The 15272-nt window shown below is 62.8% G+C and carries 13 protein-coding genes; 9 read left to right on the top strand and 4 right to left on the bottom strand.

All coding sequences use genetic code 11. From position 1 onward, the window contains the following. Positions 1-73: 73 nt before the first annotated feature. Entirely contained in the window at positions 74-472 is a 399-nt protein-coding gene (locus GRX03_RS15540) for a universal stress protein (protein WP_159765233.1), read from the top strand. Between the two features lie 78 nt (positions 473-550). Here GRX03_RS15540 and GRX03_RS15535 read toward each other — a convergent pair whose 3' ends face one another. Both GRX03_RS15535 and GRX03_RS15530 read right to left on the bottom strand, forming a co-directional pair. Next, complete coding sequence (locus GRX03_RS15535; protein ID WP_159765231.1) at positions 551-868, bottom strand: RPA12/RPB9/RPC11 RNA polymerase family protein; 318 nt, start codon at positions 866-868, stop codon at positions 551-553. 46 nt (positions 869-914) lie between these two features. Then, complete coding sequence (locus GRX03_RS15530; protein WP_201289260.1) at positions 915-1745, bottom strand: TrmB family transcriptional regulator; 831 nt, start codon at positions 1743-1745, stop codon at positions 915-917. A gap of 314 nt (positions 1746-2059) precedes the next feature. Here GRX03_RS15530 and GRX03_RS15525 point away from each other — a divergent pair, with 314 nt between their 5' ends. The 4 genes from GRX03_RS15525 to aglF all read left to right on the top strand — a co-directional run bounded on the left by GRX03_RS15525 (position 2060) and on the right by aglF (position 6947). Continuing rightward, positions 2060-2848 carry a TrmB family transcriptional regulator gene (locus tag GRX03_RS15525; protein WP_159765229.1) on the top strand — a complete coding sequence of 263 codons (789 nt, stop codon included), beginning with the start codon at positions 2060-2062 and terminating at the stop codon, positions 2846-2848. A gap of 100 nt (positions 2849-2948) precedes the next feature. After that, on the top strand, positions 2949-3254 hold the full coding sequence (locus tag GRX03_RS15520; RefSeq protein ID WP_159765227.1) for a HalOD1 output domain-containing protein: 306 nt from the start codon (positions 2949-2951) through the stop codon (positions 3252-3254). Between the two features lie 77 nt (positions 3255-3331). After that, positions 3332-6040 (top strand): nucleotide sugar dehydrogenase, encoded by a 2709-nt coding sequence (locus GRX03_RS16950; RefSeq protein ID WP_159765225.1) that lies wholly within the window; start codon positions 3332-3334, stop codon positions 6038-6040. Between the two features lie 163 nt (positions 6041-6203). Beyond that, positions 6204-6947: a UTP--glucose-1-phosphate uridylyltransferase AglF gene (aglF, locus tag GRX03_RS15510; protein WP_159765223.1), complete on the top strand. Its 744-nt coding sequence runs from the start codon at positions 6204-6206 to the stop codon at positions 6945-6947. A gap of 30 nt (positions 6948-6977) precedes the next feature. On the opposite strand, the gene GRX03_RS15505 is transcribed toward aglF, so the two are convergent. Both GRX03_RS15505 and GRX03_RS15500 read right to left on the bottom strand, forming a co-directional pair. Further along, positions 6978-7937 carry a glycosyltransferase family 2 protein gene (locus GRX03_RS15505; protein ID WP_159765221.1) on the bottom strand — a complete coding sequence of 320 codons (960 nt, stop codon included), beginning with the start codon at positions 7935-7937 and terminating at the stop codon, positions 6978-6980. Positions 7938-8027: 90 nt separating this feature from the next. Then, entirely contained in the window at positions 8028-8942 is a 915-nt protein-coding gene (locus tag GRX03_RS15500) for an NAD-dependent epimerase/dehydratase family protein (RefSeq protein ID WP_159765219.1), read from the bottom strand. A 424-nt stretch (positions 8943-9366) separates the two neighbouring features. Here GRX03_RS15500 and GRX03_RS15495 point away from each other — a divergent pair, with 424 nt between their 5' ends. The 4 genes from GRX03_RS15495 to GRX03_RS15480 all read left to right on the top strand — a co-directional run bounded on the left by GRX03_RS15495 (position 9367) and on the right by GRX03_RS15480 (position 15235). After that, the gene (locus tag GRX03_RS15495; protein WP_159765217.1) at positions 9367-10791 is read left to right on the top strand and encodes a sulfatase; all 1425 of its coding nucleotides are present in this window, start codon (positions 9367-9369) and stop codon (positions 10789-10791) included. A gap of 207 nt (positions 10792-10998) precedes the next feature. Next, positions 10999-12804: an ABC transporter ATP-binding protein gene (locus GRX03_RS15490; RefSeq protein WP_159765215.1), complete on the top strand. Its 1806-nt coding sequence runs from the start codon at positions 10999-11001 to the stop codon at positions 12802-12804. Between the two features lie 68 nt (positions 12805-12872). Next, on the top strand, positions 12873-14261 hold the full coding sequence (locus GRX03_RS15485) for a sulfatase (protein WP_159765213.1): 1389 nt from the start codon (positions 12873-12875) through the stop codon (positions 14259-14261). 176 nt (positions 14262-14437) lie between these two features. Beyond that, entirely contained in the window at positions 14438-15235 is a 798-nt protein-coding gene (locus tag GRX03_RS15480) for an N-acyl homoserine lactonase family protein (protein ID WP_159765211.1), read from the top strand. Positions 15236-15272: the final 37 nt, after the last annotated feature.

Below are 15272 nucleotides of genomic sequence, written 5' to 3'. Positions count from 1 at the left end.
GCTGATAGCGCGTCGAATCTCACCAAGTGAGACTGAGAGGTGCCTTCATCGCCACCGACCGGAACATAGGTGTATGGACCAGACAATTCTGCTGGCCGTCGACGGAAGCGATCAATCGACACAGGCGGCGAACTACGCCCTCGCCCTCGCGGAGAAGGAAGGCGCGCGACTCCACGCGATTCACGTCGTCGACACGAACAGCACCCCCGAACCGACCCGGTCGACGGCGGAACTGGCGACGATCCAGGTCGAGGAACGGGGCCAGGAACAACTCCGACAGATCGAGGCGGCCTGTCTCGACCGCGACATCACGGTCGAAACTGTCAGCTGTCACGGAACCCTCACCGAGGAACTCGCTCGCTACGCCGAAGAGATCGACGCCGATCAAATCGTCCTCGGGTACCGCAACCGCCGGATACCGAGCAACTCCCGACTGATGGACAGCCTCACAGCGGAGGTCGTCCGTCCCTGACCCCCCTCTCCGCCGCCGGGAGTTCCGTCTGTCTCCGTCCGGGCCGCGGACGGTTCGCCCGTATTGGGAGAGAGTCTGTCAGGACTCGCGCCACTTGTGACCGCACTCGACGCAGGTGAACAGCCGAACCTCGTAGGACCCCCCTGGTTTCGGCATCATCTCGTAGTACGCCTGCTCGCTGTCGCAGTCCTCGGCCGGACAGGGTTCTTGCATCGTCTCACCGGCGTCCCGGGTCGCGTCGGCCACGTCGGGTGGCCCGTCGTCACGCTGTCCCTCTCTGGTCGCCATCGCCGCTTCCACCTGTGAGTCCCGCGGCTCTTCGTTCTCGCAGGACCGACACACCCACCTGCCATCGTCCGTGTGCATCATCGAACCGCACTCGTCGCAGAATTGCATGGTGAGGGGGTCTACACGCGTGACAAATATAGGTTTTTGAATCTGACTACTCCGCGCCGGAGTCCGGATCGTCCTCCGGGAGCAGTCCGGTCGCCATCAGTCGTCGAACGATAGCGACGAGGCCGTTGTCGAACCCGCGGCCGAACACGGCCTGCTCGTCGGGGTGATCGGTTCCGCTCCCCTGATGGACCGAACTGACGAGGATCGTACTCCGGTCGACGAGCAGCAAGCGGGTGATCTGCGTGTCGTCGCCCATCTCGGGTGCGCCCCGGAGCCAACTTAACCCCGATACGAACACGTCGGCATTGGGCACCATCCGTTCGATTTCGTCACGCAGCGGCTCGTCGACGGTACCGATGACGACGCTCACTCCACGACGCTGTGCCGCTTCGAGCACGTCGATCAACTGGTCGTCTATTCCGCTGTCCTGCCCGAGCACGATGACTAGCTCCTCCTCGGCCTCCGTGATGAGATCCTTGCTCCTGTTCGCTATCGCCGTCGCGCCCGACATAGACCACACTTCGTGGGTGAGTTCGGTCTCGGTGTCCTCCGCGGCGGGTTCGAGTCCGTTGAGGGTATTGCGCAGTTTCTCCGTCCGGTTGACGTACTGTGTTTTGAGCGTGTTCGTGACCTCGTCTACCGAGACCGCGCGGAACTGTTGCGGACTCGACTGGTGGCTCTCGACGAGCCCCTTCGTCTCCAGAACGCGTATCGAGTCGTACACGCGCGTCCGCGGCACCTCCGAAATCTCGCTGATCTCCTTCGCGGTGCCTTGCGGGAGACGTGACAGCGCAACGAACGACTTTGCCTCGTACTCCTTGAGCCCCAACTGCTGGAGCAACTCTACCGCCTGTTCGACGCCTGATAGATCTTCCATGGGTCCCAACCAGATACCGCCGGAGCAGTACCTACCAGTACTTCCCTGCCCCCACGGAAAGTCGTTTCCTCTGTTTACTGATAAAACTGGGTATCTCAGTACAGTAACTCAGAATATCACACAATTTCGCGCGGGAATCGACCGAAAGTCAATCAGCGTACTTCTCTGTCTTCTCGATTAACTCGGTTACTCACAGTAATATTTTACGACGGTAGCGCAAACAGTGCGTGCGTGCAGATGCGGACTGGGTCCCAACCATCCTGTACTGCACGCAGGACATCGCCCTCTCGGGCGGTCCTTTGAGGAAAGAGAGTATGTCAGGCAGGTCGGCAGCACACGAGACGGTTCTCGAACAGCTACAGACGTTCGGGTTGAGTGCCTACGCCGCCCGGACGTTCGTGGCATTGGTCACCCTCGGTCGGGGCACCGCACAGGAGGTGAGCAACACCGTCGACGTTCCCCGGACGCGGGTCTACGACGCCGCCGAGGAACTCGCCGAGCGTGACCTCGTCGCCGTCACGGAGAGTTCACCGAAACAGTTCTGGCCGATCTCTCCCGAGACGGCGGGACGGCAGTTCGAGCGGGAGTACAGACAGCACGCAAACGTCCTGCGCGAGGCGCTCGGGAACCTCGAATCGACGCCCCGCTCGCAGGAACAGCGCGGGGTCTGGACGACGACGGGTTCGGAGGCCATCTCGGAACGACTCCAGCGACTCATTCGGACGGCGGAGACGGATGTCGTCTTCGCGAGTTCCGAGGAACTGCTCGATCCGGCGGTGATCGACACGCTGTCTCGGGCGCAGGCCGACGGACTGACGATCAAACTCGGTGAGATGGCCGATCCGGTCGATTCGGACATCAGAGACGTCCTCGACGACTCCCCCGGACGGGCCACCCTGCGGCAGTTCGAGCGACCGGCTACCGGCCGACTGGCAATCGTCGACGGACAACGAATCCTCGTCAGTACCGTCGTCGAGGACACTGACGCACAGTCGAACGGGGACCGCTCTCCAGGCACAGAGACTGCGGTGTGGGGTGACGGTCTCGACGAAGGAGTCCTGAGCGTCCTCCGAGTTCTCCTCCTTCCCTCCCCCGATAATTAATCCGAATAATCACAAAAAGGTTATATCCGTTACCTGCCTCAGTGGTGGTAACCATGGAGTCGATGTCGGGTGCACCGGCGGACGACCTCTGGAGCCACCAATGAGAGAACACGAGAACGAGGCAGAACAGACAGCACTGCACGGACCCGGTCAGGAGACCGTCCGGACAGACTGGAAACGATACGAACAGCCGGTGTTGGCAATCGTGGAAGCGATTGCGGCTGTCGAAGGAAAGCGACCGACTGATCTCCCGCCGCTCGGCGAGGAGATCGATGTCGACGCGTTGACCGCGCTACTGGAGACCAACCAGGCTGACGAGACGATCACTGTTTCGTTCCGGTACCAGGGCCTCGACGTGACGCTCGACGGTCGAGGTCAGTTGACCGTCACTGCGGTCTCTGATTGATTCGGGTGTCTGCCCGTCGCGGGCCCGGGTGTGACGAACCCGACGTTTGAAGGCGATACTGGGAGTACTGAATCATAATGCAAGTCAGTATTGTCGGGAGCGGCTACGTCGGGACGACCGTCGCCGCCTGTCTCGCCGACATGGGCCACGACGTGTACAATATCGACATCGACGAGACCGTCGTCGAGCAGATCAACGACGGCGACTCCCCGATTCACGAACCGGGCCTTGACGCGCTCGTCTCGGCGTACGGCGGCTCGACACTGCAGGCGACGACCTCCTACGACGCGATTCGGGAGACGGACCTGACGATGCTCGCGCTCCCGACGCCGAACGAACCGGACGGCAGCATCGATCTCAGCGCGATGAAAGCCGGCATGGAGTCGATCGGTGAGGCGCTCCGGGAGAAAGACGGCTATCATCTCGTCGTCGTCAAGAGTACGGTCGTCCCCGGCACGACCGACACCGAACTCCGCCCGATCCTCGAATCGGCCTCGGGAAAGACCGACGGCGACGACATCGGGCTGGCTGTCAACCCCGAGTTCCTCCGCGAAGGCTCCGCTGTCGACGATTTCATGCAACCCGACAAGATTGTTCTCGGGACGGACGGCGACGAGCGGGCGCTGGATCTGCTCGCGCGGTTGTACGAGCCCATCGTCGCCGACTGGGACATCCCGGTCGTCGAGACCGGCCGGTCCGAAGCGGAGATGATCAAATACGCCAACAACGCGTTTCTCGCGTCCAAGGTCAGCCTGATCAACGACCTCGGGAACATCTGCAAGGAGTTCGGCGTCGACTCCTACGAGGTCGCCGACGCGATTGGAATGGACGACCGGATCAGCGAACGGTTTCTCCGCAGCGGCGTCGGCTGGGGCGGGAGCTGTCTCACGGGTGACCAGCAGATCCTGCTCCGAGACGACGACGGAACGCATCTGCTCGAACTCGCGACGTTCTTCGACCGATACGTCACGACAGACTCGCTGTCGGATGTCTCAGTCCTCAGCTGTGACGACGACGGCGACTTCGAGTTCAAGCCGGTCGTGGCGGCGACCAGACGGGAGTACGAGGGACCACTACACACCATCCAGACGCGGATGAACAAGACGGTGACAGTCACCCACGACCATCCGATGGTGACCGTCGAGGACGACACACAGATCGTCCGCGAGGCACAGTCGCTCTCGACCGGCGACGAGATTCCAGTCCAGACGGATCTCCCAAGCCATCCGGTCGAGTCGTTCGACGTGTTAGAACTGATCGCGGCCGCCCCGGCGTTCGACAACTCGAACGTCTACCTCAAGCCAGCCGTCGAACTCGACTCACTGAAGGAAAGGCTTCGCGAGGAACTCGCGGCCTACGACGAGCAGTTCGACTACGACAAGATCCACGAGTTCTGCCGAAACAACTACCTTACCCTCGACGCGTTCCTCGACGCGGAGGATCGACTCCCGGTCGACAGAACTGACCTCAGTCTGTACACGACCGTCGGCGGCGGACAGACCTACATCCCGGCAGTGATCACGGCTGACGAGGACTTCTGGCGGTTCGTCGGGTACTATCTGAGTGAAGGCAACATCCACGACGAGGACGCCAGCCGTGGCTCGACGACGCGCCGGCGGATCTTCCTGAGTTTCCACCCTTCCGACGAACAGGAGTACGTCGAGGATGTCGAGACGTATCTCGACTCGCTGGGCGTTCGATACAACACGAGAACACAGGAGACGACGACAGATATCGAGGTATCGAGCCGCGTACTCGCATACTTCATCGAGTGGCTCGGCTGTGGAACCGGCTCGTACTCGGCGCGCATTCCCGACACGGTCTATCAGGAACCACCGGCGCATCGGAAGGCACTGCTATCCGGGCTCTTCCGCGGCGACGGCCATATCGAATATCCCTCTCACTCCAACGCAGTCGTCTACGAATACGGGTCGGTGAGCGAGGAGTTAATTCGGGGAATGCAGTTCCTGCTTCACAGTCTCGGCATCGTACCGAGCTACAAGAGCTCACAGTCCCAGAAGTCGACCCGGCCGGCACACTTCCTCCGAATTAGCTCGAAAGAGCAGATCGCCGCGCTCACAGACCTGTTCCTGCCGTCGAAACGGGAACAGATTGAACAGCGACTCGCGGCGTACGACAGAGATATCCAGCCCGTAGGACACGACCCCGAGGGGAGGTATACGACCGTCGAGGTCGATGATGTCACCGTCACCGAGGAGACCGTCGACGTGTACTCGCTGGAGGTGGCAGACACGCATCGGTTCGTCACGACCGATGGCCTCGTCGTGCACAACTGCTTCCCGAAAGACGTCGACGCGATCCGACACGCCGCCCGAGAGGCCGGCTACGAGCCGCAGATGCTCGACGCCGCGGTCGCTGTCAACGACCAACAGCCGGATCGACTGCTCGGACTGCTCGAGGAGCACGTCGACGTCGCGGGCAAACGAATCGCCGTCCTCGGGCTCTCGTTCAAGCCCGGCACCGACGACATCCGCAACTCCCGGGCGATCCCGGTGATCGAGCAACTGCTCGACCGCGGCGCGACAGTCGTCGGGTACGACCCCGTCGCAACAGAGGAGATGCGCGACCGATTCCCGGGTATCGAGTACGCCGACTCTCCGGCGGAGGCACTCGACGGCGCGGCGGGAGCCGTCGTCGTCACGGACTGGGACGAGTTCGCCGCCCTCGACGAGGAGTTCGACGCGATGGCTCGGCCCGTCGTCGTCGACGGTCGCCGGATCATCAGCCGCCGCGACGGTATTACCTACGAAGGACTCACCTGGTGAACCCCGGACTAGCGAGCTACTCCGCTGTCTCGCACGCTCACGTCAGTTACACAGCGAGAGAGGCGGGTTCTCGGGGAGACAGAACCGGCGCGGATTGATAGGAACGTCCTACGGCGTGGGTAGCCGGTCGATAGTTTTGGACGCTGCCCCGGAGTACTGGGGTATGCAAGCAGTGGTTCTGGCCGCTGGCAAGGGAACACGACTCCGCCCGCTGACCGACGACAAGCCGAAGGCGATGGTCACCGTCGACGACAAACCGCTGGTCGAACACTGTTTCGATCAGTTGATCGAGTTGGGCGCGGCGGAACTGATCGTCGTCGTCGGCTACGAGCGCGACCAGATCGTCGAGTACTTCGGTGACTCCTACCGTGACGTTCCGATCACCTACACCGTACAGGAGGAGCAACTCGGACTCGCACACGCGCTGTTGACCGTCGAGGACATCGTCACGGACGATTTCATGCTGATGCTGGGGGACAACATCTTCCGTGCCAACCTGGCGGACGTGCTCCGGAGACACCGCGAGGACCGGGCCGACGCCGCCTTTCTCGTCGAGGAGGTCCCGCCGGAAGAGGCCTCGCGCTACGGCGTCTGTGACACCAACGATTACGGCGAAATCGTCGAGGTGATCGAGAAGCCCGACGACCCGCCGACGAACCTCGTGATGACCGGCTTCTACACCTTCACGCCGGCCATCTTTCACGCCTGTCACCTCATCCAGCCGAGCAACCGCGGCGAGTACGAGATCAGCGACGCGGTCGACCTGCTCATCCAGTCCGGCCGGACAATCGACGCTATCGGGCTGGACGGCTGGCGGATCGACATCGGCTATCCGGAGGACCGCGACGAGGCCGAGCGCCGCCTCCAGCAGGCGGAGGCCGACCCGGTCGAAGCCGAGAGCGACTGAACCTCCGACGGCCCGTCCGCGGCCCTGTACTCAGGCTTCGTTTGCTGTCGTGCCACCCTGTGGTCGCCCCAGCGCGATGTCACGAGCGCGTCTGGCGGCAGCGAGTCCCGGCCGGCCGAGGACCGAGGCGGCGGCCTGGATCCCTTTCGGCAACTGGTCGCTGTCGGCGTAGTACAGTGATTTGAGAAAGCAGAGAGTGGCGGTCGGCGACCACGCCCGGCGTTCGATCAGTTCGTTCCCCTGCCGCTCGTACCACGACGACAGCAGATCCCGCCGGATCTCCGGATACTGGGCGTATAGCTCCTCCTGGTGCCGTACGTTCTGTTTGACCTTCTTGAACTTCCGAAGCCCCGTCCAGAGCTTGTTGTTGTCGCGGCGATAGAAGACGAGAATCTCGTCGACGTAGTCGACTTTCGTTCGACGCGCCAGTTCGATCTTCAGATCCGTATCCCCCAACTCGATATCGAGGTCGTCCTCCGGCGCCATCCCCGCGAGCGGCATACAATCGAGCAACACCTCCCGCTCCATGAGCAGTGACCCGGTCCACAGCGGGAACGTCTGAAACCGCAGCGCGTGCTCCAGGATGTCGCCGGAGACTTCCGGCTTCGGGTAGTTCGGCTCCTCGCCCCACATGACTCCACAGTAGGAGACCCCGACATCCGGGTTCTCCCGCAACACTGCGGCCGTTTTCTCCAGTTTCCCCTCCAGAAGGCGGTCGTCGTCGTCGAGTAGCTGGATGTACTCCCCCGTCGAGGCCTCGATCCCGGTCGTGTAGGCGGCCGCCCAGCCGCCGTTTTCCTCTCGGACAATCGGTTTGTCGATGACATCGCTGTACTCTTCGAGCACCGGTTCCGCGTGGCCTTCCCCCGAGTCGTCGACGACGATGAGTTCGACCGGTTCGTACTCTTGTTCCGCGACGCTCTCGATGGCTTCCGGCAGGACGTCGTTCCTGTAGTGGGTCGGAATAATCACCGAAATCCGTTCGTCCATACGTCCGCTCCGGCGGCCGCCGTGATTGTTAGTAACAGTGTACGGTCGGTAGTAGAATGCTACTATTCCACACGCCTATCTCGCTTCCACTCAGATCTCCCGGGCGAGTTCTGCCGTTGCCCGCCTGACGGCGTCTTCGCTCGACAGTTCGGGCGTCCAGCCCAGACCGGCGAGCTTTTCGATCGAGAGCCGCATTCTCGGCACGTCCCCCGTCCAGCCGCGCTCCCCGCCCGTGTACCGATACGTCGGCGTCACGCCGAGTTCCTCCGACACAAGTTCGGCGATTCGCGTCACGGAGGTCGTCGTCCTGGTCCCCAGGTTGTAGGTCGCGACCGGTCCCGACGCGTTGGCGTGGACGTGTACCATCGCGTCGAGACACTCCTGGAGGTGCATATACGATTTCTCCTGGCGGCCGTCTCCCAGAATTGTCAGTTCCGAGGGATCGGCCCGAAGTTTCTCGATGAAATCCGGAATGACGGCTCCGCGCAGGCGCGGTCCGACGATATTCGCAAACCGATAGTTATAGACCGTCAGATCGCTCGTGTGTGCCGCCGCCGAGAGAATCCCCTCGCAGGCGAGTTTGCTCGCGCCGTATGCACTGATCGGCTCCAGCGGCGCGTAGTCCTCCGGCGTCGGCCGCGGTGCCTCGCCGTAGACGGTCGAAGTCGAGGTGAACAGGAACTCGGGGATGCCCGCCTCCACGGCGGCGTCCACGAGCGCGCCGGTCATCGCCGTATTCTCTCGGAACTGTCCGCGCGGGTCGTCGTCGTCGACCGCCTTCCGCGACGCCAGGTGAAAGACGCTGTCGTAGGAGCCATCGACGACGGAATCGACGGTCGCACTGTCGGTTAGATCGCCCTCGACGAACGCGCAGTCGTCGGGAACCCACTCCGCTCGCCCGTTCGAGAGGTCGTCGACGGCGGTCACGTCGTGACCCATCCTGGTGAGTCGCTCGACGAGATGTGAGCCGATGAACCCGGCTCCGCCGGTGACGAGCGCCTTCATACCCGGCCCCCGGCCGTCGGCGGGTGACTGCGGGCGCTGATCAGCCAGTCCGACAACGCTGTCTTCAGAGGGTGTTTCGTGATCCGCCACGGCCGCGCGGCGTATCCTTCTGCGGGGAACACAACGGGCATGTCTTGTCGTGTGCCAACCCGCCGATTTGTTATAGCGTAGCTACGGCGCGGCCGGCCGGGGCAACTCGGGGTTCCGCAAGGCCGTTCCAGAGCGTCGAACCGTCGGAGAGTTCGTTCCGCGGCCGCTGGTTCCCGCCGGGAGTCGTCCGATCGCGGTAGTCGGATCCTACCTCGACTGCACGCTGTCTATACTTTTCAGGCGGCCTCTCCTGCTCCGGTGTAGATATGAGACAGACACCGGACCGTGGGATACAGACCGCACCGAGGGACACCGTGGATCGACGAACTGAACGATGACAGCGCGCCCGAACGTCCTCTGGATCTCGCTGGAATCGGTGCGCGCAGACCACACCTCGCTGCACGGCTACGACCGCGACACGACGCCGAATCTCGACCGCATCAGCCGTCGCCCCGACGCGACGGTGCTCGATCCGGTCGTCTCCGGGTCGATGTGGACGCCGGCCTCGACGGCGTCGATGCTGACCGGGACCCACATGTCCACTCACCAACTCGGGGCCGACGGGAAGTGCGAGCGGAAACTGCTCCCGTCCGTGGAGACGCTGCCGGAGCGACTCTCCGAGCAGGGGTACCGGACCGGGCTGTTCACCCCGACGTACTACATCGGGCCGGAGACGGGTCTCGACCGCGGCTTCGATCACGTCGACGACCTCTCGATCAGACAGGAGGACTTCTTCGGCTACGACGCGGCCACGAGAGACCGCATCGTCTCCGCGCTCCGCTGTGTCCGGGGTCGACCGACCACCGATATCGCGACGCTGAAAGAGGAGATCACCAGAGGCAAGAACTACCTCTTGGAGCGGCGCTTCGACCGGTGGGGACACGACGGCAGTACCGCGCCGTTTTTCGCCTACGCACACGTCCCCTCGCCGCATCACCCATACAACCCCGTCACGAAGTTCCGGGACGTGTTCACCGACGAGATCGGGATGAGCGCCGCCGAGGCCGCCGAACTGTCGGAGTCGGTCTACACCGGAACCGACGGCATCCGACGCCGAATGGCGCGCGGACTCGACCTCTCGGACAGCGAGTGGGAGGCGATCACGGCGCTGTACGACGCGGAGATCAGATACGCGGACAGCACGGCGGGGGAACTGATCTCGACGGCCGCATCGCTGTCGCGCCGCCCGCTCGTGATCGTCGTCACCGGTGACCACGGCGACCTCTTCGGCGAACTGGGGCTGATCGGTCACAACCTCGTCCTGCACGACGGCCTGACACACGTCCCGGGTCTGGTCGTCGGCATCGACGATGTCGTCGATGACTCCGAGACGGTCACACAGCATATCGATCTCACTCGGACTGTCGGCGCCGTGACCGGCGTGCCGACCGAGGAGTTCGAGGGACGGGACATCCGCTCGGCACAGCGACCGTACGCGATCAGCCAGCGGGGGGTGGCTCACCTCGACGAGTACACGAAACACGACGAGAGGTTCGACACCTCCCGGTTCTTCGAGGCGCCGTTTACCGCCGTCCGAACCCCCGACTGGAAGTATCTCGAAAACGACGAGCGCGCGGTGTTACACGACCTCCCCGACGAACGGACGGACGTACTCGACGGCCATCCCGCGGTCGCGGACGAACTCTCCGGATACATCGACGCAGAAGGAATCGACTGGGGAGCGGAGGAACGCGCGGAATCGGTCGAGTTCAGCGAACAGGCCCGCGATCAACTCCGCGATCTCGGCTATCTTGCCTGAGACCCCTCCGGTGTTCTTCTCGCGATACCGACCACTTCTCACGACCGATCCGGGTGACGGCACCCGCCTCGCGTCTCGGTAGTATCTCTATAACAAGATACTCTCCTCCATCTGCTATCTGTATGACGGCGATGCGACCTGATCGATGTTCTCCAGTAATCGGTTCTCGCGATCACCATCAGCGACGTACCCACACTCACGACAACCATGACTGACCCAGACCTCCAAAACGTCTCTCGCAGAGAGCAACTGGACGCGCTCGTTGCGGCCGCCAAGTACAAACCCCTGTTCACCGCTGCCCTCGTCGTGTTAGGGCTGTTCGTGGCGGTTCTCGAAGGCATCGGGCTCACGTTCATCATCCCGATTGTCGAGATCATCCAGGCCGAGGACCCCGTTGCCGAGGCGGAAGGGCTGTCGCTCGTCTTCGCGACGATTTATCAGGCCCTCGGCATCCCGTTCACGCTCGGCTACGCCGTCGCCGGTGTCACGCTGGTGATGACGCTGCGATACACCAGCAGTTTCGTCTACAACTGGCTGCGGAAGATGCTCCGGTTCAACTACCAGCGGTACCTCCAGAAACGGGCGTTCAACAGCGCGCTCAAAGCCGAGATGGAGTACTTCGACAAGGAAGGCTCCGACGAGATCCTGAACACGATCATCACCGAGTCATCCGCCGCCGCCCGCGTGATCAACAAGGTTGTGAAGATCCTCAACTTCACCTTCCTGACCAGCGTCTATCTGCTGATCACGCTGTGGATCTCCCCGTTTTTGACCGTCATCTCGGTGATCGTCCTCGGGACGATCACGGTCCTGTTACAGGGAGTGTTCGAGTCGGGTTACGACCTCGGTGATCTCGTCGCGGACGCGAACGAACGCCGACACGAGGCCGCACAGGCCGGGATGATCGGTATCCGCGATATCCGGGTGTTCAACCTCAGCGAGGAGATGTCGGAGCAGTTCGACAACGCCGTCGATCAGTTCACGACGAACAAGATCAAACTCAAGCGCAACCAGACCGCGATCAACCAGTTCTACAACCTCGCCGTCGCGGTGTTCGTGTTCGTGCTGATCTATGTCGCGTTGCGCTTTGCCAGCCTCACCTTCGGCGAACTCGGTCTGTTCCTGTTCGCGATGTTCCAACTGGGGCCGAAGGTGAGCGGGCTGAACGAACTCGCGTACTCCGTCGAAAACGAGTTGCCCCACCTGGTCCGGACCCAGCAGTTTCTCGACGAACTCGACGACCGCCAGGAGCCGACCGGCGGCACCCGGTCGGTCCCGAACCCCGTCGAGACCGTCGCCTTCGACGACGTCTCCTTCGCGTACAACGAGGACGAACCGGTGCTCCGAGACGTGAGTTTCAGCGTCGACAAGGGGGAGTTCGTCGCGTTCGTCGGCCAGTCCGGTGCCGGTAAATCGACGATCGTCTCGCTGCTCGCGCGGTACTACGAGCCGGACTCCGGGCAGATCTACGCCGACGGCGTGCCGATCAACGAGATGAAACCGGACGAGTGGCGCGACCGACTGGCAATCGTCAGACAGAGTCCGTACATCTTCAACGATACGCTGCGGTACAACCTCACGCTCGGAAACCGGCACGCGTCGCAGCACGAAATCGACCGCGCCTGCGCAATCGCCCGCGTCGACGAGTTCTTCGACGACCTCCCGAACGGCTACGATTCGCAACTCGGGGACGAGGGTGTCAGGCTCTCCGGCGGGCAGAAACAGCGGGTCGCCCTCGCACGGGCGCTGTTGCAGGACGCGGATCTGCTGGTCCTCGACGAGGCGACCAGCGACCTGGACACCCACCTCGAACAGGAGGTCCAGCAGGCAATCGAGGCGATGGACCGCGAGTACGGCATCATCACCATCGCTCACAGGCTCTCGACGGTCGAAAACGCCGACCGGATCTACACCATGAAAGACGGGACGATCACCGAGCGGGGCGGCCACGACGAACTCGTCCGCAACGACGGCAAGTACGCGGAACTGTACTCGGTCCAGACGAACCGGTGATCCACGCCCGGACCCGAACTGTGTACTCACCACCTCACCCGTAGACACAATTCACCCGAGCACGACATATGGCACGGAAAAGCATCGTGTGGCTCTCCATCGAGAGCCTCCGGTACGATCACACGACGCTGTCGGGCTATCAGCGACCGACGACGCCGAATCTCGCCGACATAGCCGCACGGCCGACGGCCACCTCGTTCGATCAGTGTTTCGCACACGGCAACTGGACGCGCACGTCGACGACATCCATCCTATCGGGGACCCATCCGTCCTCTCACGGCGTCTTCTCGACCGGCCAGCAACTCGCACCGACCGCCGTAACCGTCCCCGAACTGCTCTCGGAGGCGGGATACGACACCGTCTGTTTCTCCCGCAACTCACAGATCGAATCCGCAATCGACGCCGAAGACCGATTCGACGAGTACTTCGCGGTCGACCGGACGACAGCCCGGGATATTGCCGGTCTCTCGGGTCTGCTCAAGTATCTCTTGCAGATCCGGTCGCACGGTGGCGGGTTCACGACCGACACGAGCCGTCACAGCACCGGCTATCTCGTCAACGAGGGCATCAAAAAACAGGTCACCAGCGAACGGGAGCCGGTCTTTCTGTACGTCCACTACAACGACACGCACCAGCCCTACGTCCCTCCGCTCCCGTATCTCAAACGCGCGACCGCAGAGCTCTCGATTTCTGCCGACCGGGCGGCGAGGCTGGTCATCGACCTCTTCGACAACATGTACGAACTGATGGCCGGTGAATACGACCTGACCGACGAACAGCGTGCGGCGATGCTCGCACTCTACGACGCCAGCATCGCTTACACCGACCAGCGCGTCGGCGCTATCGTCGAGTACCTCCGTTCCGAACTCGACGCGGTCGTCGTCATCACGGGCGATCACGGCGAACTGTTCGGCGAGGATGATATGTTCGCTCACCGGATCCGAACGCACGACGCCGTGACACACGTTCCACTCGTCGTCCTCGGAGAGACCGGGGTACTCGACTACTCCGGACCGATCCAGCATATCGATGTCGTGCGGACGCTTCTCCGCGAGGTCGGCGTAGACCACGAGCAACTGGAGGGACTCGACCTCCGGGAAGACAGCCGGGAGTACGCCGTCACCGAACGCGGCGGCGACCGGGCCGCGAAGACCTTCGACAGGCTCCGGCAACGCTCGGACGAGTTCGCGCCCGAGCAACGCCACCGGGGCCATCTCGTCACGCTCCGTTCGGAGACGTTCAAATACGAGCGCAGCGACAGCGCCGAACGGCTGCTCGAACTCCCCGACGAGTCGACTGACGTGAGCGAACGGTATCCCGACGTGCTCGCGGAGTTCCGCGAGCGATACCGCACGTTCGCCGACGAGTTCGCGCGGGACAGGTCGCTGTCGGCCGAGGCCGACCTGTCTGCCGGCGTCGAACGGCGACTGCAGGAGATGGGCTATCTGACGGACTGAGCCGCTGGCCCTGGCATTTCTGTCCCGCGACCGTCTACACGAAACTCGTGTACTGCGGATCACGGCGGGAACACTCGACATCCCCGCTCCGCCCGGGTTGGTTTCGATACCCGGGCAGACGCCGCTGCTGTCCGTGCCCATGCTTTATTGCGGTATAGTACGTGGGTAGTTTCCATATGTCAACCGTTACCGAGCTGCGCGAGTTCAACACCGCCAACTGGTCGCTCGACAACAGTTTCATGGAACAGCTGACAGATCCGGGGGAGCCCTACACAGCCGTCTGTCCCTTCTACGTCGTCGACCACCCCGAGGGGGTCGCGGTGATCGACACCGGACTGAGCCACGAGATGCTCGATGATCCCGCGTCGTACGGCCCCTACGGCGCGGAGTTCATGGAGGCGTTTCTCCCCGCCATCGAGTACGGCCCCGACATGCATCCGCGCGCACAGCTAGAAGACGCCGGGTACGACACTTCGGAGGTCGATTATCTCGTCCTCACACATCTCCACTCCGATCACGCGGGGCACATCGATACGTTCTCCGAGGCGGAAGTGCTCGTTCAGAAAGACGAACTCCGGTACGCACACTGGCCGGTGCCCGTCCAGGAGGTTTTCTATCTGGAGGGCGATTTCGACATGCTCCGCTCGGACGCCTACGACGTGACACCCATCGAGGGGCCGTACGACGTCTTCGGCGACGGCAGTCTCACCACGTTCCCGACGCCGGGACACACCCCCGGACACCAGTCCGTACAGGTGGAGCTACCCGAGACCGGGACCGTCATTCTGGGTGCCGATATCGCCCACAAGGAATCGGGGTACGAGCGGGAACATCTCGCCTCGTTCAACTACGACATCTCGCAGTCAATCGAATCGCTTCGACAGCTAAAAGCCCGCGCTCGCCGGGAGAACGCCGAGGTGTTCGTCACTCACGACAACGGGCATATCGAGGAACTCGCCACCGGTCTGCAGTAGGTATCGCCGGTCGAGCAGGGCGTATTCGGCCCCGCGG

The sequence above is a fragment of the Halovenus carboxidivorans genome (genome assembly GCF_009831575.1).
GTDB lineage: Archaea > Halobacteriota > Halobacteria > Halobacteriales > Haloarculaceae > Halovenus > Halovenus carboxidivorans.
The sequence above is the reverse complement of the archived record's forward strand: the minus strand, read 5'-3'. Positions and strand labels throughout refer to the sequence as shown.

What these genes read in the sequence shown, in the direction of transcription:
- GRX03_RS15500 (WP_159765219.1), bottom strand. Translation starts at nt 8,942, where the DNA reads ATGAAGGCGCTCGTCACCGGCGGAGCCGGGTTCATCGGCTCACATCTC.
- GRX03_RS15535 (WP_159765231.1), bottom strand. Translation starts at nt 868, where the DNA reads ATGCAATTCTGCGACGAGTGCGGTTCGATGATGCACACGGACGATGGC.
- GRX03_RS15530 (WP_201289260.1), bottom strand. Translation starts at nt 1,745, where the DNA reads ATGGAAGATCTATCAGGCGTCGAACAGGCGGTAGAGTTGCTCCAGCAG.
- GRX03_RS15540 (WP_159765233.1), top strand. Translation starts at nt 74, where the DNA reads ATGGACCAGACAATTCTGCTGGCCGTCGACGGAAGCGATCAATCGACA.
- GRX03_RS15490 (WP_159765215.1), top strand. Translation starts at nt 10,999, where the DNA reads ATGACTGACCCAGACCTCCAAAACGTCTCTCGCAGAGAGCAACTGGAC.
- GRX03_RS15505 (WP_159765221.1), bottom strand. Translation starts at nt 7,937, where the DNA reads ATGGACGAACGGATTTCGGTGATTATTCCGACCCACTACAGGAACGAC.
- GRX03_RS16950 (WP_159765225.1), top strand. Translation starts at nt 3,332, where the DNA reads ATGCAAGTCAGTATTGTCGGGAGCGGCTACGTCGGGACGACCGTCGCC.
- GRX03_RS15520 (WP_159765227.1), top strand. Translation starts at nt 2,949, where the DNA reads ATGAGAGAACACGAGAACGAGGCAGAACAGACAGCACTGCACGGACCC.
- GRX03_RS15480 (WP_159765211.1), top strand. Translation starts at nt 14,438, where the DNA reads ATGTCAACCGTTACCGAGCTGCGCGAGTTCAACACCGCCAACTGGTCG.
- GRX03_RS15485 (WP_159765213.1), top strand. Translation starts at nt 12,873, where the DNA reads ATGGCACGGAAAAGCATCGTGTGGCTCTCCATCGAGAGCCTCCGGTAC.
- GRX03_RS15495 (WP_159765217.1), top strand. Translation starts at nt 9,367, where the DNA reads ATGACAGCGCGCCCGAACGTCCTCTGGATCTCGCTGGAATCGGTGCGC.
- GRX03_RS15525 (WP_159765229.1), top strand. Translation starts at nt 2,060, where the DNA reads ATGTCAGGCAGGTCGGCAGCACACGAGACGGTTCTCGAACAGCTACAG.
- aglF (WP_159765223.1), top strand. Translation starts at nt 6,204, where the DNA reads ATGCAAGCAGTGGTTCTGGCCGCTGGCAAGGGAACACGACTCCGCCCG.